Origin of the sequence: Flavobacterium aquidurense, from assembly GCF_002217195.1 — a bacterium.
GTDB classification, from domain to species: domain Bacteria; phylum Bacteroidota; class Bacteroidia; order Flavobacteriales; family Flavobacteriaceae; genus Flavobacterium; species Flavobacterium frigidimaris.
In genome coordinates this window covers 126,645-149,679 of record NZ_MUGR01000001.1, presented here as the reverse complement: position 1 = coordinate 149,679, position 23,035 = coordinate 126,645, and the positions used below count along the sequence as shown (strand labels likewise).

Sequence of the window (23,035 nt, the reverse complement as noted above, 5' to 3'; positions counted from 1 at the left end):
GCTATTTTTCCGTATTATAATTGTTTTGATGTTTTTGAAGACCGTGATATTTTGGTATCTTTAGAAAAATTATCCTCTCGACCTTAAAGAATTTTTATTGTTATATTAAAGCCTTGTAAATGAAAAATTTAATCCATAATCTTCAGGGCAGTTTTCGAAATAGTTTATTTTTACAATTACTATTGGCAACACTGTTTTTAACTTTCAGCGATATGTCAGGCCAAACAAAGATATTATAGTTCGTATTTCGGAAATTCAAATTCACCCTGAACATTTATCCGAATATAAAGCCATTTTAAAAGAGGAGGCTTCAGCGTCAGTAAAACTGGAACCCGGTGTACTGGCAATATTTCCGATGTATCAAAAAACTGATTCGACTCAAATACGAATATTAGAAATCTATAACGATAACAATGCTTATCAATCACATTTAAAAACACCTCATTTTCAAAAATATAAAACAACTACAATTAAAATGGTTAAATCATTAAAGTTGTTAGATATGAATACAATAGATCCAGAATCTATGAAAATGTTGTTTAAAAAAATGATTGAATAAATACTATAATAAGCATGCTTTTAAAATAGTGCCGTAGCAGTTTTTAATATTTTGCAGGTTTCTTTAAATCGTGAATAAAACAACGAGAGAATAGGAGACAGGGCTAACCATTATGGATGTCGCATACCCAACGGTTTATAATTAATCTTTATATTTGGATGATTAAATTGATAAAATGAGCGAAAAAACGACACCGTTTGCCTTAATAACCGGAGCCAGCAAAGGCATTGGAAAATCTATTGCTTATGAATTGGCCAAACAAGGTTATCCACTATTGCTTGTTGCACGAAGTGAAACCGAATTAAAAGCGCTATCTGATGATCTGCAAGTTAAATACGGCATTAATGCTGCTTTTTTATCGATTGATCTTTCGACAACTGGCGCATCGCAAAAAGTAACCGATTGGATAAAAATGAATAATTATCCGGTTGGCTTTTTAGTTAACAATGCCGGTTATGGTGTCTGGGGTGATTTTAGTCAGTCTTCTTTAACCGATCAGCTTGGTATGATGCAGCTTAACATGAATGTAGTGGTAGAACTTTCACATTTATTAGTGCCCATACTTTCGCGGGAAAAACAATCTTACATTCTAAATATATCCAGTACTGCTGCCTACCAGGCTGTACCTACGCTGGCTGTTTATTCGGCTACAAAGGCTTTTGTTTTATCGTTTACGCGCGCCCTGCGTTTCGAACTTGCCCCAACTTCAATTTCAGTAACTTGTTTTAGTCCGGGCCCCGTTGATACTGGTTTTGCTGCAAGAGCTGGCTTAAACGCTTTTAGCAAAATGGCCGAAAAGTTTAATATGCAGCCTGATGAAGTTGCAAAAATGGCCGTAAAAGCCATGTTCAGCAAAAAATCAGAAGTTATTCCGGGTTTTACCAATATCATTTCGGTTTATGCCAACCGTATATTACCAAAGGCATTTATCGAAAAAACGGCAGCCGGAATTTATAAAATTTAATTTTTTCAAAAAAATAAAAAAAATATTCTTTGTAAAATAAAAAATTATATTAAGTTTGTATTAAATTCTACTAATTCTATAGAGTATGTCAAATAATAGAAAAAATATGTTTAATTTATCTGAAAACCGAATGCACGCCAACATGCTAATGTTTTGTTGTTGCTGTTGTTGTTATTCTGTTTTAGATAAAATTACAAAGTATATTATTTCATTTATTAAATCTATATTATCATGGTATCTTCTTATAAAACCTTTACCCTTACTGAGCAATTAACTAATGAGCAAATTGCGTTTTTTAACGAACATGGATTCATCCATTTCAAAAAATTTATAAATCCGGAAACGGTTTCATCCATCATTGATGCTTCAAAACAAGTAGAGCAAAAATGGATCGACAATGATCTTCAAAAAGTAAACGGCGTTCCAATCAAATACGGAAAAGATTTAGACGGCTCCCCAATTGTACAACGTTTTGCTTTTATCAATCAACATCATCAAACATTAAGCGGTCTTTTACTTGATCCAAGATTCAATAATTTATTACCATTGGCAGGCGAGGGCTCGAGATTGGGTACGGAAGAAAAAGACGGAATGGTTTTCAATCATTATATTAATGGCCCGGAAAGTAAGTTTACCAAAATGGGCTGGCATACAGATGGCTTGAGAGATATTTTTTATGGTGGAAAATTAAACCCAATGCTCAATGTGGGTATTCACTTAAGCACTTTACAACCTGAAAACGGTGGACTTAAAATCATTCCCGGTACGCACAAGCAAAGTGTTTATCAAATGCTTTTTCGTAAAAAGTACTTTTTAGACAATAAAGCTGATGCTCAGGAAGTTTCCATCAATCCGGAAGCCGGAGATTTAACCATTCACGATGGCCGTTTGTGGCACAGAGTGGCGGAATCATCTATCCGTGGCGAAGAGAGTAGAAGGAGGGTGATTTATATTCCGATTATAGCAGGAAAATACGCTCCTAAAAACGAGAACAGTCCAACGGTTTTCTATCAACGCTTTGCGGGAATTGTTAAATAATATGCTGATTATTATCGCATTTAGTTATCTGGTCAGATCAGGTAAACTAAAAAGAACGGCCGATTTTTTTAAAAATACGCAAAGAAAAGTAAAACTAAATTATATTAAAGTAGAATTGGCTATACTATCAGGCTTGCAAATACTGCGCTATTAATGGGAAAAGAAACACTGCTAGAAGATTATAGTACAATTGTACAAAGAACATTTTCAGACCGTAAACGAACCAATATTTTAAAAAGGGCAGAACAGTCAACAATTGTATTTTTGCTCCCGAAAGTGCCTGAATTCATTCCGCCCAACTTACTCACTTTACTGGGTACATTTGGTTCAGGATTGGTTTCCTTAGCTTTTGTTTTAGGTACTTATTTAGCCAACTGGTATTTGCTTTTAGGTATTATTGGTTTAGCTATAAATTGGTTAGGCGATTCTTTAGACGGAAGATTGGCTTATTATAGAAATATTCCGCGCCGTTGGTATGGTTTTGCACTCGATATTATTGCTGATTGGATCGGTATTGTACTGATAGGCTTTGGCTACTACATTTATGCACAAAATGATACACAAATAGTAGCCTTTGCTTTTGTCGCATTGTATGGATGGTCAGTCATTATCAGTCAGTTACGCTACAAAATCACCAATGAATACAGTATAGATTCCGGCTTTGTTGGCCCAACAGAACTCCGTTTTATTATTGCTTTCATTTTAATTACAGAAGTTTTATTTGAGGGATCAATTGCCTATTTGGCCGGTTTAATCACCGTTATTTTGTTTGTAATTAACATTATAGATAGCTTGAAGCTTTTAAAGTTGGGCGATTTCAAAGATAAAAACCAAGACTGATATGTTCAGTAAAAAATCCATTTTTACTTTTCTACAAGCACAAGTTGCGGCATTTTTAGGCGGTATTACCGATTATGGTTTAATGATTTTACTAACAGAAGTATTCAAATTGCATTTTGCCTTTTCTATTCTAATCTCCGGAATCGTTGGCGCAGTTGTCAATTTCAGCATCAATAGATTTTGGGTATTTAAAAATCAATCCGGTTATAGCAGTCACATCAATAGTCAGCTTTTAAGATTTGCGCTGGTAGTTTTGGGAAGCATTTCCTTAAAATCATCCGGTACGCTTATTTTGCAAAAAGTATTTCAAATCGATTACAGAATCGGGAGATTAATCACGGATAGTTTTGTTTCTTATGGTTTTAATTACCCACTGATTAAATATTGGGTTTTTAAGGTAAATGAAAAACAGAATGTAATCGAATCAAATTAATCCGCTGGACGTAAATTTAACACATAGAAACATAGGTTATAGATGCGTAAAAAGAATATAACAAAAGAAACTAATTTCTTTACACATAGCTATGTTTGTTTTAAACAAGTGAAACGCCTTTTTTAAACGTCCTAATTATCTATGTTTCTATGTGTTAAAGCAGTAGTCCCCAACACTTCATATAAATTTCGTTTATGAACAAACTAACATTTAAATATTTCGCAAAATCACTAATCGTCATAACGATCTTATTGCTGTGTATATTTTCTAACAATCTAATGGCACAATCCAAAAATCCGTCACCATTACATTTTCCAACGCCTAAAAATATAGATAATATGTTATTTTACATTCAGCGAGATCCAAATGTAAACACTGCTATATATGCTATAAACTATCAGGAAAATGGGAAAATAGACAAAAGCAATCCTATAAAAGCCTATTGGGTTCGATATGCTGAGAAAGGAGAAAAAAAAGATTTTAGTTATATACAACGCAAATTTGCTTACGGAATAGAAAGTAAATCCTTAGATAATGAGGAGTTTGAGTTTCAATTTGTATCGTATAAAAAGTTGCCCTTAACCTTAAAAAAGATAGGTTCAGATCAAAAATATCATGTTTTTGTAAGTGTAAATCAAAAAAGAATACAGGTAGAAAAAATATTTGTACGCATTGAAGGCGGTTCTTTTTGGTTACCAAATGTAAAATATGCCGAAGTTACCGGAATTGATGCTTCTTCAAATAAGACAATTACGGAAAGAATGTTATTGAAGTAACATGCCTATATATCAAAATGTCAAAATTATTAAGTGCCCTGGCATTATTACTTTTAATTTAGGAACAGTTAACCGATTAGTTATAAAATACTTATCTGGAATCAAAAACTCAATTTTTTTTTTTTAATATTAAAAAACTGAATTCGCTAAATGGAATAGTTATGTTATATTTATTATAATTTTGCAAATTGTCATACTTGACAGAAAGTTAATAAAAACGATAGTTATAGCTGAAGTTAGTAATCGATGGGAAAATTTGAGAAGTTATAAAAATGTATTGATCATTAAAAAATAACTAATGAAAAAAATAATTATAATACTTGTGCTGATATTGAGTATCTCATGTAGTAAAAAAGAGGAAATCAAATCTGTATTTATTGCCGGGAAAAAGGAATACTGGGTTCATCACGATTATTGTTATAATACGGGAGGCAATTGTTTTCGGTTCAATGAAAATGGAAGCTGTGATAGATTTGTGAGGTCTAATGCAGAGTTTAGGATAGCCAATAGTGACGGTGATCTGAAAAATGACGCTGGTACCTGGTCTTTAAAAAATGATTCTACCTTTGTATGGGATAAGGGGATTTTTAAAATCGAAAAACTTACGAAAAATGAAATTTTATTATCCTATTACCACTATGAGCTAAAAGGGATAAAATGTTTTGTAAGACTTGCAAAGTGGGTCCAAACGCCACAAGGGCCGAAACCAGTAGATGTGCTGGATAATGTTAAATAGTAATAAAATAGAGGTGGTCTGATAAGAACATCCCGATCGCTTAGTTATGCGCAGCGATAGCACATAAATTCTTTCCGTACCTGTTCCTGGTAGTAGTAAAACTAGATTTTCTTTTTTTAGATCTGTTTAGATATACTTTGCGTACACAGATTAACCTCAAGTTGACTTCATTAGAAAGTTGTTCTAGTTTTTTTTAAAAAAATATACCATTCGCATTTTTACAATTTATTGATTTGACAATTGAATATTTTTACTTTCAGGTAAAGTTGAGCGATTAGTTTCGGTTGTAATAAAAAAGTCCTTCATTACAATATATAAAAGCAGTTTTAAACGTTAATTTGGATAATTTTTTCAAAAAAAACATCAAGAATTTCAATAAAATTAATAATAATAATAATAATGAAAAATGTTTTCAATTTAATCTTTATACTTTTTATAGGCACCAATTGTTTTGCACAAAAAAGCAATATCAGTAAAATGGTGGATGAATATGCTGTTAAAAACCAATTTAATGGAACGGTGCTGGTTCAGAATAATCATAAAATCATTTATCACAAAAGTTTTGGGGTTGCTGAGCGTTCATTTAATTCGAAAGTCACTAATGAAACGAAATATCAGGTCTGCTCGATCACAAAAACATTTACAGCTGTTCTTATCCTTCAGCTTGTTGAGAAAGGAAAAATCAACCTCAATAGTAAAATTCGCGACTATTTAACGGATTACAAAGGTAGAGGCGGTGATAAAGTAAATATTCGCCAGTTATTAAATCATACGTCCGGAATGAAAAATACGGATACAGTCAAAGATGCAAATTTTTTAAAACATGGCATTGGATTTTATCATTTTCCCTATCCATTAAAAGATATTGTAAATAAATTTTGTTCAAATGATTTGATTAATGAACCAGGAACAAAATTCGATTATAATAATGGAGAGTATATGATTTTAGGTCGGATTTTAGAAGTTATTTACGAGAAGTCATTTGAGGAAATATTAAACAAGGAAATTCTTGTTCCGTTAGGGATGCATAATTCAGGCCTGCTTTCGCATTATAAATTAATTAAAGGCCTGGCAACGCCATATTATAAAGATAAAAGTCTTGATCACTTAATTCCAAACATACCAATCTATGTAGAAGATTTTTCTGCTGCCGGCGCAATGTATTCCACAACATCTGATCTTATAAAATTTAATAATGCATTGTTTGATTTTAAACTGCTAAAAAAGGAAACCCTGGACGAGCTTTTAACACCTGGGCTAGATGATTATGGCTATAGCGTATGGATAAGGGGTGCTGAAAAATATAAAAGAATGGAGCGTTATGGAAGAATCGCAGGTGCAAATGCTGTTTGGTTTCACTATTTAAATAAGGATTTGAGTATTATTATACTATCAAATACAAACCTGACGGATTTGGGTGATTATGCTTTTAGAATTGGCAAAACAATCCTTTAATTTATTGTTAACCCAAATGTAGCAAAAAAGCTTCCATTCCAGGTTAGTAACTTCAGTTATTCTTTAAAGGAAGATCAACCAATTCGTTTTTAAAATCGATGATACTTGTTTATTTGAGATTCGATTAGGAATTGATGGCTTATAAAAATTGCTATATTTTATTGAGTTTATTTACCAGATAACTTATCATTTGTGCAATACTTTCAGCAGGAATAGAGAAATCATTTTCGATCCAGTTTTTGATGACAGCAATACTTCCTTTTTCGCCAAATTGGTATGCCATTTCAGCAAAAGGCTTTGCTTCGGCAGTAAGTTCTATTTGATTTTCAACTGGAAAATTACTCCGGACACTTCTCAGGATTCGCGACAGAATTCCGCTTCCATCCGCTTTGGTAAACACAATTTTACTCATCTGCTTATCGCTTTCCAGTAACTGGCAGCTGAGCAGTATCACATCATCCATATTGGTGCTTTTACGCAAAACTGCTGAGAGTTTTTCAAAAACATCATCTTCTATTTCAAGCAGTATATCCAGCGGAATATTATAATGCCGATAAAATGTATTGCGGTTAACATCGGCTGTTTTGCACAGTTCGGTTATGGTGATTTCGCTTAATTCATTCTCGTTCAGTAAAATAAATAATGCCTCACGCAATATTTTTTTACTATACTGAACCCTTCTGTCTTTTCTTAAATCCATCACAAATTATTTTATATACGCTACAAAAGCATTAGTCTTTGTTCGCTAATGTACAGTAGCGTCCTTTTTTGAAACAGCAAATACATTCTTCTGTAATAGTTTTACGTAGTAATCAAAGAGAACACAAAGTTACATATTGAACATATTGTATAACAAATATAGCTTTTTGATCAAAATTTAAGCGGATTGAAAAGGACAAATGTTAAATTAAAAAAATGGAAAATAAGATATCACGAAAAAAAATACTGCTGACCGGTGCATCTGGAACTGTAGGATTTGAAACCTTGCAGCATCTGGTTCAGCATACGGATTATGAAATAACGGTATTTGATTTAAAAACCCAAAATTCGGTAAAAAAACTCGCTCCCTTTCGATCTCGTGCAGAGATTGTGTATGGCGACATCAGCAATAGAGAAGAAGTGCTAAAAGTTGCCCAAAATAAGGATGTAGCTATTCATTTGGCAGCGGTTATTCCACCTCTTGCAGATATAGATCCGGAGATGGCTTACAGTGTGAATGTGAGAGGGACCGAAAATCTCATTTATGCTTTAGAGCAGAATTCACCGGATTGTTATTTGATTTTTAGTTCCAGTATTTCAGTTTATGGTGACCGGATAAAGAATCCCCAGATAAGTATCACTGATACTTTGCAGCCCAGTCCCGGTGATCAGTATGGAGAAACAAAGGTGTTATGTGAGGCGTTGATTGGGAAATCCAAACTATCATGGAGTATTTTTCGTCTGGCTGCAATTATGGGTAACCATAAGATATCCAAATTGATGTTTCATATGCCGCTGAATACACCAATGGAAATCTGCACTCCAAAAGATACGGGTAGAGCTTTTGCTAAAGCAATTGAAAACCAAAAAAAACTAGAGAAGCAAATATTCAACTTGGGAGGGGGAGAGGATTGTGTTATTACTTACGGATCTTTTCTTGACAAAATGTTTGCTGAATTTGGCTTAGGCAAAGCTGATTTTCCACAAAAGGCGTTTGCAGAGAAAAATTTTCACTGCGGGATTTTAAAAGATGGTGAAGATTTAGATAATATTCTGGGTTTTAGACAGCAAAATTTGAACGATTATTTCGAGATGGTCCGCCAGAACATTCATCCTCTCCAAAAAAAAATCACCTTCATTTTTAAAAGTATTATAAAAAAATGGCTGCTCTCACAATCAGAACCCTACCAGGCGTTTAAAAAAGGGAATGTAAAAAAAATGAATCACTTTTTTAACCAATTAGAGAAAGAGAAGCTGGAAAAGGTTCTATTATAAATCCTAAAAAAAATTACTTATGAAAATTAAAATGATAAGCTTGATAGTACTTGTAACAGTTAATTCAGCACTGTTTGCACAACATAATTTCAGCGTTGAAGTATCGGGCGTAGAACCCGGCAAAGGATCTGTTTTTTTTGGATTGTACGATAAAGAGAAAGGCTTTCTTGATAATGAGTCACAGATTGCCACCGGAAAAGTAAAAGCTTCAGAAAATAAAGTGGTCTACACGTTCAAAAACCTACCGGATGGCGATTATGCTATTGCTGTTTATCAAGACCTGAATAATAACGGAAAATGTGATCGAAATATGATTGGTTATCCAACAGAAGGATTTGGATTTTCTAAAAATTACAGACCAAAACTCTCAGCACCTAATTTTGATGAAGTGAAAATTGCAATTAACCAGTATGCTAAAACCAGTATTGTATTGATTGGCAAATAGAAGACTCTTGCTCAGTTATGGGAATTACTTATTATTATACCCTGCTGCTCATAACGACATTAATAGCTGTACAGGCAGGGTTTAAATTTTCTGTTAGGAATTGGAAAGGGGGAGCCCCATCGCATAAACGTAAATTTTAGTTATGTGATTAGGTATAAAAATGGCGTCAATTGTCTTCAATTGACGCCATTTGGCTGTTGTGACCCCAACGGGACAAATTTTAACATTTTTTATGGATGAATTTAGTGTCTGTCTTTCATTAGTTTAATGAATTTGATTTAGACGTTAGCTCTCTGCTTTATTTTTTTAAACGTGTATATTAAGTGTAGATTTTTTCCATTTTTTTTCACACTTGTTTTTACTATATTTGAAACTGATCATAAATGAAAGGGAAGTTTTTGCATTGGCCTATAGTGTACTGTAAATTTGGTGATATTATGAAATTTAACTTTTTTTTTGCTATTTCTATTTTGTTGACGACAGGTTGTTTCGGACAGGAGTTTTCTTCAAAAAAAGTATTTAAGGAAATAGCTCTGGTGAACAGGATAGAATTTATAAATGCGAAATATGATCAGCCAAAATTCAGTTGTGGCTTTCTTATAAAATATAACAATGAAACATTTGCTGTAACAGCAAAACATATACTTAAGATTATTAAGCCCGAAAGTATGACAACCCTGTCGTTGGAGAGTGATATTAAAAATTGGATATTATACCCATTAAACAATAAGTCTGAAAGTGTAATTTGTGATAAATTATTAAATGAAGACAAGTCTGAGTTGTTGGAAAACAAGTCAACTTATGACAATGACTGGCTAGTCTTTTCCATAAAGCAAAACTCTTCCAGTATTATACCTCTCGAAATAAGAAATACTCCTTTAATTCAGGGAGAAAAATTATATGTTGTGGGCTGGACCAGAACGATGGAAAATGGACCTCAAAGGGTATATGAATTTGAATATTATAAAACAATTGCAAATCGCATTTTATTAAAAGATATTCTTGTACCAGAGAAATTCGGAGGACTTAGCGGGGCTCCATTAGTAGATGAAAATGGTTTACTTGTTGGAATTGTCTCAAATGGGACAGTTGATCCAGATTCAAATAAGAAGTTTTTCTCTCCCTGCTCAGTAACGAATTTATTAACTTTTATTGAAAATAGAAAGCATGATAAATAATATGCCTATCATGTAAAAGCGGTTAGAGCGAGGATGCTGGTTTTTGGTAAATCGAACCCTGAAAATACAGTTCCAATCTATAGGAATTTTATACCCAGCTCTGAGAAGTGTTCTTTATTCATAAAATATACTGATCACTGCGGGAAGTCTCCATACTTTTACCCACTCCAGTAATCCACAAAAAGAATGAAAATAAATGGGAACGGAATTTATCAACGGGTATGAAGTCGGGAGACTTCGCACAGCAAGCTCGAACACTTTGTAGAACGGGAATTCTTTTTGTGCCCGTTCCTATATTAATAGAAACTGTTTTTTTTTATCTGTTAAATGTATTTTGCGGGCACGGATTACAAATCCGCGCTATCGGGTTCATGTAACTTATAGTTCAATAGACTGTAAATTATGTAAGTTGTATGTTGGTTTCCATACTTCAAAAAAGTTCATGATCAGATACCAAATGAATACAAGAATACCAGTAAATAAGTACCAATTTATACAGTATTAAGCTTTTGAAACCTTTTCTAGTTTTTCTTATCTGAAGTTTGCATTCAAATAATTAAGATCACATTTTATGAAAAAGTTTTTATTACTAGCTGTTGTTACTTTTATCACCTCATGTAGCAATGACGATTCCAAACCCTCACCTGATAAAAAAGTGCTGGCACAGCAAAAACTTGAAGCAGCTTTGTCCAACTTCCCCGGCCTAAGCCTTAGTGTAAAAACAGCTTCCGAGAATTATACCCTAGTTGCAGGAAACGCGGTAATTAATGAAAAGCCGATGGCTACTTCTGCTCTTCACTATATGCAGAGTATTTCAAAAACCTTTACGGCAGTTGCTGTACTGAAACTGAAAGAGGAGGGCAAAATCAATCTCGATGCCAAAGTAAATACCTATCTTCCTGATATTTGTAATAAGCTGCCAAACGGAAATATCATTACGGTAAGGCAATTGCTTAATATGACATCGGGCCTTCCCGATTATTTAGATAGCGAAGCGTTTTTAAATGATCTTGTTGCAGGGCCACTGCCTATGACGAGCGAACAGGTATTGAGCTATCTATATGATCAACCCGCAAAATTTGTACCCGGCGCGTCATTTGGTTATTGTAATATAAATTATCATTTGCTGGCAATTATTATTGATAGTGTCACTCCAAACGGACATCGAAGGTATATTACCGACAAAATAATTAATGCCATTGGACTTTCCAACACCTATTATATAGCGGGCTCGGCAAACACTGCTGCTCCACAAGGCACAACGGCTAACTATCTAGAAATAGATGGCGCTTTTACCGATGTGAGCGAATTGCAGTTTGGTACAGTACTTACCTTCATTGGTGATGACGGTATTGTTGCTTCTGTTCAGGATATCGCTGGGTTTTACTACAAGCTGCTCCATGACAAAACGGTCCTGTCACCCATATCGCTGGAAGAAATGAAGGCTGCCGTTAATTATCAGGGTACACCCATATATGGCTTAGGGCTGCATTTTTATAAATCCAATGGTGGCCTGCAGGCAATCGGCCACGAGGGTAGTGGAGCCGGTGCCGGTGCCTATGCTTTTTATTTTCCTTCTAAAAATACCAGCGTCGTCCTGTGTACAAACGCGGGAACGCTTACCGATACTATAAAAGAGGAACAGTTACTGGTATTGTGGGAGCAAATTATAGGTATATTGCTTGAGTAAAAACTAATTTAAACCTTATAGATAAAACCATTTTTTGAATTAAAACCCTGTATTTTAAAAATAAAAAAATCCCATTTCGTAAGAAATGTGATTTTAGTTTTGTTACAGCAACAAGACAAATTTCTATAAATTTTATGGAGGATTTGAAGAAACTGGCTTACTTTTAAGTTGATTTGTAAGATAATTGTCTTAATTTTTTATATGTAAATGGTTTGTATGCCCTGTCAAGTTTAAATGTTAAAACATGTTAAAATATATCGATTATTATAATATTAATAAACTTTCGTTATCATTTCATCTAAAGGCAAACGAACTTTTTTCGTAGTTGCCATATAGTCTTTTTCCGAATCCCGATATCCTAAAGCGAGGATAACTGTAGAATGCAGCCCTTTTTCTTTCAAACCCAAAACGGCATCGATAGTGGCGGCATTAAATCCTTCGATAGGAGTGGCGTCCACTTTCAATTCTGCTGCAGCAATAAGTGCAGTTCCTAGTGCAATATAAGCCTGTTTGGCCGCCCAATTTGCTTTTTGTTCTGCGTTGATAGCGCTGAAATAGGAGTGCAGTCCATTTCTAAATCCTGATAAGGCACCAACATCAAGACCTCTTTGTTTTTCTGTCATTGCCATGTAATCGTCAATGTAAGTCGAAGACATGTCAGTGAATGCAGCAAAAACCAACAAATGAGAGCAAGAGCTAATCTGTCCATTATACGAATCAGCACCTAATTTTTTTTGAATTTCCGGGTTGCTTACAACAAAAATACGGTAAGCTTGCAGACCGCAAGAAGATGCTGAAAGATTTATTGCTTCTAAGATCTGATCGACCTTCTCTTCTGTTACTTTAGTGTTATTGTAAGCTTTTGTGGCGTAGCGCCATTTTAAATTTTCTATCAAATTCATTGCTATGTCTATCTTAATTTTTGGCAAATATAAATGATATTGTTTTCTTTTTCGAGTTTTTAAAATGCTCTGGGAAACTCCAAATCAATCATCTTAGGTCATTAAAGAATATTTATCTGTTTTCATCCATTATTATATTTGTTTATAGATTAATAATCTTTAAAAATATACGCAAAAAGAATAATTAACTGAATTTATGTATAAATAAAAATATTTAATCTTTTATATTCAAATTTGCAGGGTAAAAAAACTAAACATTATCATCAGATGAAAGCAAACATACAAGAAGATAGGGGAATAAACGAAAAGCAGAATAGTGTAAACACCCAGAATACAATCCAGAATGATTTTGCATTCACACTAAAGAGCACTTGTTTAGATGAAAACTATCACCCCTCAAGTGAAACGCGTTTGACAACCAATTTTGCGAATTTGGCCAGAGGATCTAATCGTCAACAAAACTTACGTAATGCATTAAATATGATTAACAATCGATTCAATGCATTGGCTCATTTAGATAACCCAAAAGGGGATCGCTACCTTGTAGAACTTGAAATCATCACAGTAACGATGAGTATTGATGATAAGAATGGTGTTAACAATCTGCCGTTGATTGAAGTTTTAAAAACGAATATTTTTGACCACAAGACTAGCCAGCGTATCGAAGGTATTGCCGGTAATAATTTTTCATCTTATGTTCGTGATTATGATTTCAGTATTTTATTGATCGGGCACAATAAAAATAAATCTAATTTTTGTATTCCTGAAAATTTTGGTGATTTGCACGGAAAACTTTATAAGTGTTTTGTCAATTCAGCCACTTATAAAGAACACTTTAAGATGTCACCGATTATTTGCCTAAGTGTATCGAGCAACAAAACTTACACCCGCACTGAGTATCAGCATCCGGTTCTGGGTTTTGAGTATCTGCAGGATCAGTATTCTATCACTGATGAATATTTCTCTAAAATGGGCTTAAAAGTTCGTTTTTTCATGCCTCCGAATAGTGTGGCACCGATGGCTTTTTATCATTCCGGAGATCTGCTTGCTGACTATACTGATCTTGGACTAATCAGCTCAATAAGCACAATGGAGACTTTCCAGAAGATTTATCGCCCTGAAATTTACAATGCAAATTCAGTGGCTGGTAAAATCTATCAACCTAGTATTAAACACGAAGATTATTCACTGACTCGCGTGGCTTATGACCGCGAAGAGCGCAGCCGACTGGCTGTTGAACAGGGTAAATATGCAGAAGAGCATTTTATTAAGCCTTACAAAAGTCTCCTGGAACAATGGTCTGCTAATTTTACCCTTTAATTGATTACAACGCATTAAAATTATACTATTATGAAGAAATTATTATTACCCACCTCTATTGTTGGAAGTTTACCCAAACCTGCCTGGCTTGCACCACCCGAAAAACTTTGGTCACCATGGAAATTAGAAGGGGATCAGCTACTTGAAGGGAAACAAGATGCTTTACGCATTTCCCTGCAGGAACAGCAATTGGCAGATCTGGATATAATTTGTGACGGCGAGCAGACACGCCAGCATTTTGTAACGACTTTTATCGAGCATTTAAGCGGTGTGGATTTTGAAAATCGTAAAACAGTAAAAATCCGTAACCGTTATGACGCGAGTGTTCCAGTGGTGGTAGGTGAGGTTGCACGTCAAAAAGCAGTTTTTGTTGAAGATGCTAAATTTTTACGTAAACAGACTAATAAGCCTATAAAATGGGCATTGCCAGGCCCGCTGACAATGGTAGATACCTTGTACGACGACCATTATAAAAGCCGTGAAAAATTGGCGTGGGAATTTGCGATAGCACTCAATGAAGAAGCAAGAGAACTTCAGGACGCAGGGGTAGATATTATCCAGTTTGATGAACCTGCATTTAATGTGTTCTTTGATGAAGTAAACGATTGGGGAATGGCAGCATTAGAAAGAGCCATTGAGGGTTTACATTGTCAAACTGCGGTTCATATTTGCTATGGTTATGGAATACAGGCAAATACTGATTGGAAAAAGACATTAGGTTCAGAGTGGCGACAATATGAAGAAATTTTTCCGAAAATTCAAAAATCTAAAATTGATGTGGTGTCTTTAGAATGTCATAACTCTAATGTGCCTTTAAATTTAATGGAACTTGTTCGCGGTAAAAAAGTAATGGTAGGTGCCATTGATGTGGCAACAAACACTATCGAAACACCAGAAGAAGTCGCTGCTACCCTGCGTAAAGCTCTTGAGTTTGTAGATGCCGAAAATCTTTACCCTTCTACAAACTGCGGTATGGCACCGTTATCTAGAGATGTAGCCAGAGGCAAGTTAAGTGCTTTAAGCGCAGGAGCAGCAATTATACGCAAAGAACTTGGGATTTAGTCCCAATACAGTAATAATGGAGTCCGTGCCTCCACGGAGCAATATATTTAAAACACATTGAAGAAATTATTAGAAGTATTAAAAAAAGCAGGTTTCGACGGTTTCCTGTTAATGATAGCCACCATGATTCTGATGGCTTATTTTTTGCCAAAGCCAGGTATGGTCAAAGAACCTGTTTCGCTGGAGGAGATTGCCAATGCAGGCGTTTCGTTGATTTTCTTGTTTTATGGCTTACGGCTAAGTGTTGAGAAACTAAAAGCCGGACTTTTCAATTGGAAAATGCACATTGTCGTCCAGTTGACAACCTTTTTATTTTTTCCGCTCATTGTTTTGGCATTTCGACCGTTGTTTGTCAATAACGGCTTCGAGTTGCTTTGGCTGGGTGTATTTTTTCTGGCAGCATTACCGTCCACAGTTTCATCTTCGGTGGTCATGGTTTCCATCGCTAAGGGAAACATTCCTGCAGCCATTTTCAATGCGAGCATTTCTAGTTTGATCGGAGTAGTGGTTACGCCGCTCTGGGTTGGGCTGTTTATAGCTTCTGCAACAGGCGATTTTGATGTCACTCAAATCGGCTTAAAGTTGATTCTGCAAGTCTTACTGCCTGTAATCATTGGCATAAGTCTCAATTCCCGTTTCGGCGCCATTGCCGAAAAATACAAGAAACAGCTCAAATATTTTGATCAGGCAGTTATTCTAACGATTATTTACACGTCATTTTGCAAGTCATTTTCCGAACATCTTTTTGAAGGCTTCACCGCTCTTGAACTTGCCGGACTCGCTGCAGGGATGATGGCGTTGTTTTTTGCCGTATTCTTTTGTGTCGGACTACTCAGCCGCCTGCTTGGTTTTTCAGATGAAGACCGCATTACTGTCTTATTCTGCGGGTCTAAAAAGTCATTGGTACATGGCACCGTTATGTCAAAAGTACTTTTTCAGCACAGTACCATCACCGGCATCGTATTGCTGCCGCTCATGCTTTATCATGCCTTGCAATTGATTGCTGCCAGTATCATTGCTCAGGGTATGGCTCGACGAAAAGAAGTATAATTTTATTTATGAGGTGGCCCTTTATCTTTTTTCGATAAAGGGCACCAAGGATAAAGCGTTCTGCTATAAAATAATGCCTTTTAGATTTTTATACTGTGAAGATCAACGCTGCAGTATGTTATTTTTTTAACTTGTACAAAATAAGATTTTTGTATTGTTTTTGGTTATATTTGAAGAATTTTATTCTGATTTAAAAATAAATTAAACCTGTTAAAGTAATATTCTATGGAGCAGATAGACGATATTGATCTTCAATTATTAAATATACTTCACGATAATTCTAAATACACTGTAAAAGAGCTTGCTAAGATGGTAAATCTTTCTGCATCGCCTGTTTTTGAGCGAATTAAAAGATTGGAAAACAATGGTTATATTAAAAAATATATAGCCTTGTTAGATGCAGAAAAACTAAACAGAGGGTTTATTGTTTTCTGTAATATCAAACTTAAACAGCACGATCGCAATATTGGCAATCAGTTTGTTAGTGATATTATGAAAATAGAAGAAGTTGTAGAATGTTACAATATCTCTGGTGATTACGATTTTTTAATGAAAGTTTCTGCTAAAGACATGAAGCATTATCAGGATTTTGTGTTTAATAAATTGGGATCAGTTGAAAGTATAGGGAGTACTCAAAGTACCTTTGTTATGTCAGAGATAAAAAATCTCTACGGATAGTTCCGCGATGGTTTATTTATTTGAAATTCGCCTTAGCTTTTGTGACAGAAAATGTATTAAGTCCATTTTGGAATTATTTTATATTTAACATCGAAAAACTGCGTAAGCCAAAAGATAAAAAAAACTCTATATCCTTAACGGGACTTCGAATCATCGTTTAGCTTCGGTTAAATCTTTAATGAAGTCACTTTAAGACTGTTTATCAAATAGACTAAGAATTCCTTTTGAAAAAATCTAACAATAAATTTTAGGTTGTCAAGGCTTGAAAAATCTGCATATTTGTGTATAAAAAAAGAGACAACTATGATATAGTTGTCTCCTTAAGTGACCTCTACGGGACAAATTTCTATAAATTTTATGGAAGATTTGAAGAGATTGGCTTATTATATTTAGTGTCTATCTTTCTTTCATTGTCTCTATGAATTTGGTTTGGATGTCCTGTTGGGGATGGATGTGAATTTGCATCTAGTATTTTTTATATAAGATATGCAGATTCGAACCTTAATTCAGCAAACCTTATTTCTCAATTGATTTCTTTTTTCAAAAATTTTGCCACAAAGCCTCTAGTATTATTTATATGATCTACATTGTAATTTTCTACAGAATTTGAAATTGATAATTTGAATTTTTCGTTCCAATTTAAACTAATCTGTTTCAGATTATAATATGATATAAACAAATGGAATTCGACTGAGGTTTTTCAACTAACTTCGCAAAATAATTGGAAAATAATGCACTCCCACTAGGCGTTTATGCGTCCGATGGTTATTGTATTTGATCCTGAGAAAGAAATTGTATAGTGATCATAGTACAGATTTCATTTATGACTTTGCAGAAATAGCTTAGGAATTATATTAAACACAAGTATTCTATTATAGAGTTAAAATAGTAAATTAAGATGAATATTGAACAATTTCGTGACTATTGTCTATCGTTTGAACAGACATCCGAAAAAATGCCCTTTGCAGGATTTTTTAGGAATTCAAAATCCATTCTTGTATTCTATGTAAAAAACAAAATTTTCTGTCTTTTAGATATTGATTCATTTGATAGTATCACGATCAAATGTGATAGTTCGAAAATTGAAGAATTAAAGGAAAACTACACTGCCATTAGTAAACCGTTCAATCTGAGCCATAAGTATTGGGTCAGTGTTAAGTTTAATGAGGATATTTCAGATAATGAAATAAAGTTAATGGTTAAAAACTCTTATGATTTGGTTGCAAAATCAATAGCTAAGAAAGATCGGTAACATTTTCATTACCACGTCAGTCCCATTAGTATCGGTATTTTTTCAATTTATTGTATAAAAAACAGATCTATGAAATCTTTTTATTCGAGTTTTGAAGTAATTTAGTGATTTAAATATATTTTACAGAAATGATCTTCGAATTTACAACAGCTTTCGGTTTTGATTTTATTACATTTTTTGCAAAACATATTAATGGTACTGTAAGAGATAATTTCATGGAAATCCCAAATTCATTGGGAGAAGGCTATGTGCGTAAAATTGGATTTGGAAGTGATTTTAAATTAACGATACATCGTTATACATTGAAGGAAGATTTAATTATTAAACGCAATCCTTCCCCGGAGACCAGCAGTGTGCGCACTTTTTTCTTTTATAATACCAAACAGGATCTTGAAGTAAAATATGAGAATGAGGAAAACATACCATTTTTACAAAAAAATGATGCTTCCATACTATTATCTACAAATGACTTAAGGACAGAAATCCGTTTTCCGGCCAACATTAGTATCCAATATGTAGTAGTTGCTATTGCTGCTGATAGACTGCGTGCAATTCTGTCTATTGAAAATCCCAATAGTACAATAAAAACGATCACAGCTGAAAATGCTTCCTTTCTTTTTTTCGAAAGTCTGGATACTGAAATGCAATTGCTTCTAAAAAATATTGTATCTGTTGATATGAATAACTCTATGAATAATTTCTATGTACAAATTAAGGTTCAGGAATTAATGTACCTGCTTTTCAGTAAGCTGTCACTTAGAGAGAATACAACTTTTAAAAGTATCAATAGTAATGATGCAGAGAAGCTACTGAATATTCGCAACGAAATATTGAAAGACCTCAGCACACCGCCGGTTTTGAATGAATTAGCTGTTATTGCTTCAATGAGCGAAACTAAACTTAAACAACTCTTTAAGCAGACCTTTGGAGATACAATCTATAATTATTACCAAAAGGCAAGAATGGAAGAAGCTGCTTTTTTACTAAAACAGGCAAAACATTCCGTTTCAGAAGTTGGCTACGAATTAGGATTTTCTAACCTTAGCCATTTCAGCAGACTATTCGAGAAGCAGTATGGCATCACGCCTAAAAAGTTCTCATACACTTCATAAAAAATCTTTTCTATAAGTTTTTAATTGTCGGATAAGACTATTATTGTGTCTTTTTCGATTATTTTACCCAATAAATAGCTTTTAAATTTGTCCATGTGATTAAGCACGGCAAAATAAGAAGTTATATCTCTAATTCGAATAAGGCTTCATAAAATTAATAGAGCATTTGGTGATGGCACTCATAACCAGAAAGAAGCTTTGTTGACCTTATCAAAAAAAATCTATTCGACCATTTTGACTGCTGCACATTGTATTCTTTAAAAAAAGAAGACTACACTAATTATTCAATTTATAATTAAAATAATGAAAGCAATCCAGTACAGAACTTATGGAAGTTCAGATGTGATCGAACAGGTTGAAGTTCCAATTCCTTCGATCCAAAGTGAAAATGACGTTTTAATCAAGGTTAAGGCGGCAGGCATAAATCCAATAGACATGAAAATACGCATGGGATTTATGAAGAAAATCCGTCCCGTTGAAATGCCCTTTATACCTGGCGGCGAAGCTTCAGGAATAATTGCTGCAGTTGGCGCGGGCGTTACAAAATTTAAGTTAGGTGACCAGGTGATCGCCCTTACAAAGAAACATTCTTATGCGCAATATTTAACTGCGAACGAGAATTCCGTTTTGCTCAAACCTAAGGATTTGTCTTTTGAAGAAGCAGCTTCAATAGGTGTCAATATAGGCACGGCACAAACTGTTCTGTTTCTAGAAGGAAAATTAGAAAAAGGTCAAAAAGTTTTAATTCAGGGCGGTGGCGGTGCTGTTGGCGGTGCCATGGTTCAGATGGCAAAAGCTGCTGGTGCCTATGTTATTGCTACAGCGTCAGGTGAAGGTGTGGCTTTGGCAAAAAAACTAGGTGCTGACGAAGTGATCGATTATAAATTAAATGATATAGCCACTATTGCTAAAGATATTGATCTGGTAGCAGATACAGCCGGAGGTGATGCTCAGGCAAAGCTTTTTCAGGTTTTAAAGCCAGGAGGTAAGCTGTTGACTATTGCTACACAGCCATCACAGGATCTAGCGGCGCAGTATAATGTGATAGCCTATTTTGTAGCTTCGAATGTATCGCCGGAAAATTTAAAGCATGGGATTGACCTTATAAAGGCAGGTAAATTTGTACCGATAGTTTCCAAAACATTTAAACTCGAGTATGCAGCAATAGCACAGGATTTTTTAGCGGCCGGAGGTGTGAATGGTAAAGTTGTTCTTTTAGTTGAATAACAGTAAAATAATAATTTAAAGAAATAATAATGAATACAAAAAAAGTTATCGTTGCCGGGGCAACAGGATTTCTGGGCAGTCAGATTGTAAAAGAGCTATTGCAGCAGGGAGCAGAAGTTACTGCTATGGTTAGAGCCAGCAGTAATAAAAGTGAACTTACAAAAATGGGAGTTAAAAATTTTGTTGTGGGAGATATGATGGATGCGGCTTCGCTAAGGCAGGCTCTTTCCCCTCAACATGGTTTTGATGTAATAGTTGCCAGTGCAGCAGGTTATACACGTCGAAAAAAAAGTGACAGTGCAGCAACAGATACAATTGGTTATCAAAATTTGGTTGATGCAACCAAGGAAGCAGGCATTCCCCGTTTTGTGTTAATCTCTATTCTCGAATCTGATAAGGCAAGATCGGTACCTCACTTTCACAATAAATACCTGATCGAGCAATATCTTAAAAAGAAAAATCAGCCTTTTATAGCGCTCAGGCCAGGTGCGTTCCTTGATCAGACACCTGATTTTATAATCAAGAAAATCAAAAAAGGAATACTGCCAACTTTCCTAAGCGGAAGCTATGGGATTATTTACACACCACAATTGGCCAGATATACAGCTTTGGCTGCAGTTGCTTTACCTAATTCAGAATTGAACACTTCCATAGATGTTGGCTGGGACAGACCAGTAAACGAGCAGATATTGGCAGCAGCCTTTTCAAGTGTTCTTAAAAAAGATATTAAAACTGAGCCGGTTATCCCAGCATTCGTACTGAAATTTGTTCTTCCGTTAGTAGCACGTTTTAATGACAACATTAAAGATATGGTTGAAATGATAAAGTGGATCGATAAAGGTATTTACATAAGCACAAATCCGCAAAAGCAAAAAGAACTTTTCGGCGAGCTGCCAACTCCTGAGCAAAGCGTGAGAGAATATTGCCGTGACAAAGGATTGATCTAAAGAAAGATATTTTCAACATGTAAAATACACAATACGTCAAACAATTAAAATAAAATACTATGAAATTACTGGAAAAGGTAACATTAGGAAAACAAACATTAAAAAATGCAATGGCGATGGCGCCTATGACTCGCAGCAGAGCTAACAGGGCAGGTGTAGTATCAGATCTGACTGTATTGTATTACACACAGCGTGCGAGCGCCGGACTGTTGCTGACCGAGGCTATAAATATTTCGGAGCAGGCTTTGGGCAGTCCACTGACACCAAGCCTCTATAATCAGGAGCAAATTGATGCCTGGAAGAAAGTAACCAAGTCAGTTCATGATAACGGAGGAGCAATCTATGCGCAGCTTTGGCATACCGGTCGTGTCGGTCATTCTGTGGATAGAGACGGAAAACTTCCTGTAGCACCATCGGCGATTGGAATAAAAGGGCAGCAACATTTCACATCTCAGGGAATAAAAGATTATGAAACTCCTCAGGAGTTGACTATAGTAGAGATCAGGCAGATCGTAAAAGATTACGGTCAGGCTGCCAAAAATGCAATTGAAGCCGGTTTTGATGGTGTTGAACTGCATGCCGCATTTGGATATCTGCCTAATCAATTTTTATCTGAAAGTGCAAACCTTAGAACTGATGAGTATGGCGGGAGCGTAGAGAACAGGAACCGCTTCGTGCTTGAAGTAATGCAGGAATTGGTTACTGCTATCGGAAGCGATAAAGTTGGTGTAAAGCTATCGCCAACTGTCTATTACAATAATATTGAGAATAGCGATCCTGAGGCACAATTCAAGCCATTAATACAGGCTTTGAATGAATTACCGTTGTCATATATTCATCTTATGAATGGGATGTTACCCCTGGATAATCATCCAAACTATCCTAAAAACGCAGTGGAAACTTTTGGAAGTATAAGCAAACATCTGGTAATTGCAAATGCAGGGTTCAATAAAGAAACCGGAGAGGCGGAACTCGAAAAAGGAATTGCAAAAATAATTGCTTACGGCTCTTTGTTTCTTGCCAATCCTGATCTTCCAAGAAGATTCGAATTGAATGCAGAGTTCAATCAGCTTGATCACGCGACAATGTACGGTGGAAGTGAGCACGGATACACAGATTATCCGTTCCTGAAAGATTGAACCTTAAGCTCCAAAACTAGTAGCTTTTAATTAATAAAGACATAAAAAAAGGCGCCAATTGGCTTCAATTGGCGCCTTTTGGCTGTTGTGACCTCGACGGGACAAATTTCTATAAAATTTATGGACGATTTGAAGAAATTGGCTTATTATATTTAGTATCTGTCTTTCATTGTCTCTATGAATTTGGTTTGGATGTTTTGTTAGGGATTGATGGATTTTTTTTAGTATATTTCAAAACCAATCTTTAGTCTTTTAGTA

General features: G+C 34.9%; 23 protein-coding genes. 21 read left to right on the top strand and 2 right to left on the bottom strand.

Annotated features, from left to right (window positions below):
* The first annotated feature begins 166 nt into the window (after positions 1-166).
* The 8 genes from B0A67_RS00675 (at position 167) to B0A67_RS00640 (ending at position 6,801) form a co-directional block, all read left to right on the top strand.
* Complete coding sequence (locus B0A67_RS00675) at positions 167-559, top strand: putative quinol monooxygenase (protein ID WP_317044060.1); 393 nt, start codon at positions 167-169, stop codon at positions 557-559.
* Positions 560-734: 175 nt separating this feature from the next.
* A complete protein-coding gene (locus tag B0A67_RS00670) occupies positions 735-1,523 on the top strand; it encodes an SDR family NAD(P)-dependent oxidoreductase (protein ID WP_072953581.1) in 789 nt (262 codons plus the stop codon).
* Between the two features lie 231 nt (positions 1,524-1,754).
* Positions 1,755-2,561 (top strand): phytanoyl-CoA dioxygenase family protein, encoded by an 807-nt coding sequence (locus B0A67_RS00665; RefSeq protein ID WP_072953579.1) that lies wholly within the window; start codon positions 1,755-1,757, stop codon positions 2,559-2,561.
* 153 nt (positions 2,562-2,714) lie between these two features.
* Positions 2,715-3,401 carry a CDP-alcohol phosphatidyltransferase family protein gene (locus tag B0A67_RS00660; RefSeq protein WP_072953577.1) on the top strand — a complete coding sequence of 229 codons (687 nt, stop codon included), beginning with the start codon at positions 2,715-2,717 and terminating at the stop codon, positions 3,399-3,401.
* Position 3,402: 1 nt separating this feature from the next.
* Positions 3,403-3,834, top strand: coding sequence for a GtrA family protein (locus B0A67_RS00655; protein ID WP_072953575.1), 432 nt, complete (start codon positions 3,403-3,405; stop codon positions 3,832-3,834).
* Positions 3,835-4,028: 194 nt separating this feature from the next.
* Positions 4,029-4,610 (top strand): DUF4833 domain-containing protein, encoded by a 582-nt coding sequence (locus B0A67_RS00650; RefSeq protein ID WP_072953573.1) that lies wholly within the window; start codon positions 4,029-4,031, stop codon positions 4,608-4,610.
* Positions 4,611-4,908: 298 nt separating this feature from the next.
* The gene (locus B0A67_RS00645; protein ID WP_072953571.1) at positions 4,909-5,346 is read left to right on the top strand and encodes a hypothetical protein; all 438 of its coding nucleotides are present in this window, start codon (positions 4,909-4,911) and stop codon (positions 5,344-5,346) included.
* Positions 5,347-5,823: 477 nt separating this feature from the next.
* Positions 5,824-6,801 carry a serine hydrolase domain-containing protein gene (locus B0A67_RS00640; RefSeq protein WP_207557286.1) on the top strand — a complete coding sequence of 326 codons (978 nt, stop codon included), beginning with the start codon at positions 5,824-5,826 and terminating at the stop codon, positions 6,799-6,801.
* 151 nt (positions 6,802-6,952) lie between these two features.
* Here the strand turns inward: B0A67_RS00640 and B0A67_RS00635 are convergent, their stop codons facing one another.
* Positions 6,953-7,501 carry a TetR/AcrR family transcriptional regulator gene (locus B0A67_RS00635; protein ID WP_072953566.1) on the bottom strand — a complete coding sequence of 183 codons (549 nt, stop codon included), beginning with the start codon at positions 7,499-7,501 and terminating at the stop codon, positions 6,953-6,955.
* A 215-nt stretch (positions 7,502-7,716) separates the two neighbouring features.
* Between B0A67_RS00635 and B0A67_RS00630 the strand changes: the two genes are divergently transcribed.
* The 4 genes from B0A67_RS00630 (at position 7,717) to B0A67_RS00615 (ending at position 12,088) form a co-directional block, all read left to right on the top strand.
* A complete protein-coding gene (locus B0A67_RS00630; protein WP_072953564.1) occupies positions 7,717-8,775 on the top strand; it encodes an NAD-dependent epimerase/dehydratase family protein in 1,059 nt (352 codons plus the stop codon).
* Positions 8,776-8,794: 19 nt separating this feature from the next.
* Positions 8,795-9,220, top strand: a complete 426-nt coding sequence (locus B0A67_RS00625; protein WP_084074397.1) for a DUF2141 domain-containing protein — start codon at positions 8,795-8,797, stop codon at positions 9,218-9,220.
* 383 nt (positions 9,221-9,603) lie between these two features.
* A complete protein-coding gene (locus B0A67_RS00620) occupies positions 9,604-10,398 on the top strand; it encodes a trypsin-like serine protease (RefSeq protein WP_072953562.1) in 795 nt (264 codons plus the stop codon).
* A 571-nt stretch (positions 10,399-10,969) separates the two neighbouring features.
* Positions 10,970-12,088 (top strand): serine hydrolase domain-containing protein, encoded by a 1,119-nt coding sequence (locus B0A67_RS00615; RefSeq protein WP_072953560.1) that lies wholly within the window; start codon positions 10,970-10,972, stop codon positions 12,086-12,088.
* 272 nt (positions 12,089-12,360) lie between these two features.
* Here the strand turns inward: B0A67_RS00615 and B0A67_RS00610 are convergent, their stop codons facing one another.
* Positions 12,361-12,990 (bottom strand): nitroreductase family protein, encoded by a 630-nt coding sequence (locus B0A67_RS00610; protein WP_072953558.1) that lies wholly within the window; start codon positions 12,988-12,990, stop codon positions 12,361-12,363.
* A gap of 267 nt (positions 12,991-13,257) precedes the next feature.
* On the opposite strand from B0A67_RS00610, the gene B0A67_RS00605 reads away from it, so the two are divergent.
* The 9 genes from B0A67_RS00605 to B0A67_RS00565 all read left to right on the top strand — a co-directional run bounded on the left by B0A67_RS00605 (position 13,258) and on the right by B0A67_RS00565 (position 22,777).
* A complete protein-coding gene (locus B0A67_RS00605; protein WP_207557285.1) occupies positions 13,258-14,310 on the top strand; it encodes a DUF1852 domain-containing protein in 1,053 nt (350 codons plus the stop codon).
* Between the two features lie 30 nt (positions 14,311-14,340).
* Entirely contained in the window at positions 14,341-15,372 is a 1,032-nt protein-coding gene (locus tag B0A67_RS00600; RefSeq protein WP_072953556.1) for a methionine synthase, read from the top strand.
* Positions 15,373-15,429: 57 nt separating this feature from the next.
* Complete coding sequence (locus B0A67_RS00595) at positions 15,430-16,422, top strand: bile acid:sodium symporter family protein (protein WP_072953554.1); 993 nt, start codon at positions 15,430-15,432, stop codon at positions 16,420-16,422.
* Between the two features lie 225 nt (positions 16,423-16,647).
* Positions 16,648-17,100, top strand: coding sequence for an Lrp/AsnC family transcriptional regulator (locus B0A67_RS00590; protein WP_035644147.1), 453 nt, complete (start codon positions 16,648-16,650; stop codon positions 17,098-17,100).
* Between the two features lie 898 nt (positions 17,101-17,998).
* Positions 17,999-18,352 carry an MmcQ/YjbR family DNA-binding protein gene (locus B0A67_RS00585; protein ID WP_072953552.1) on the top strand — a complete coding sequence of 118 codons (354 nt, stop codon included), beginning with the start codon at positions 17,999-18,001 and terminating at the stop codon, positions 18,350-18,352.
* 128 nt (positions 18,353-18,480) lie between these two features.
* Complete coding sequence (locus tag B0A67_RS00580; protein WP_072953550.1) at positions 18,481-19,464, top strand: helix-turn-helix domain-containing protein; 984 nt, start codon at positions 18,481-18,483, stop codon at positions 19,462-19,464.
* A gap of 303 nt (positions 19,465-19,767) precedes the next feature.
* Entirely contained in the window at positions 19,768-20,691 is a 924-nt protein-coding gene (locus B0A67_RS00575) for an NADP-dependent oxidoreductase (protein WP_072953548.1), read from the top strand.
* A 29-nt stretch (positions 20,692-20,720) separates the two neighbouring features.
* Positions 20,721-21,638 carry an NAD(P)H-binding protein gene (locus B0A67_RS00570; protein WP_072953546.1) on the top strand — a complete coding sequence of 306 codons (918 nt, stop codon included), beginning with the start codon at positions 20,721-20,723 and terminating at the stop codon, positions 21,636-21,638.
* Positions 21,639-21,697: 59 nt separating this feature from the next.
* Positions 21,698-22,777 carry an alkene reductase gene (locus B0A67_RS00565; RefSeq protein WP_072953544.1) on the top strand — a complete coding sequence of 360 codons (1,080 nt, stop codon included), beginning with the start codon at positions 21,698-21,700 and terminating at the stop codon, positions 22,775-22,777.
* The last annotated feature ends 258 nt before the right edge of the window (positions 22,778-23,035 follow it).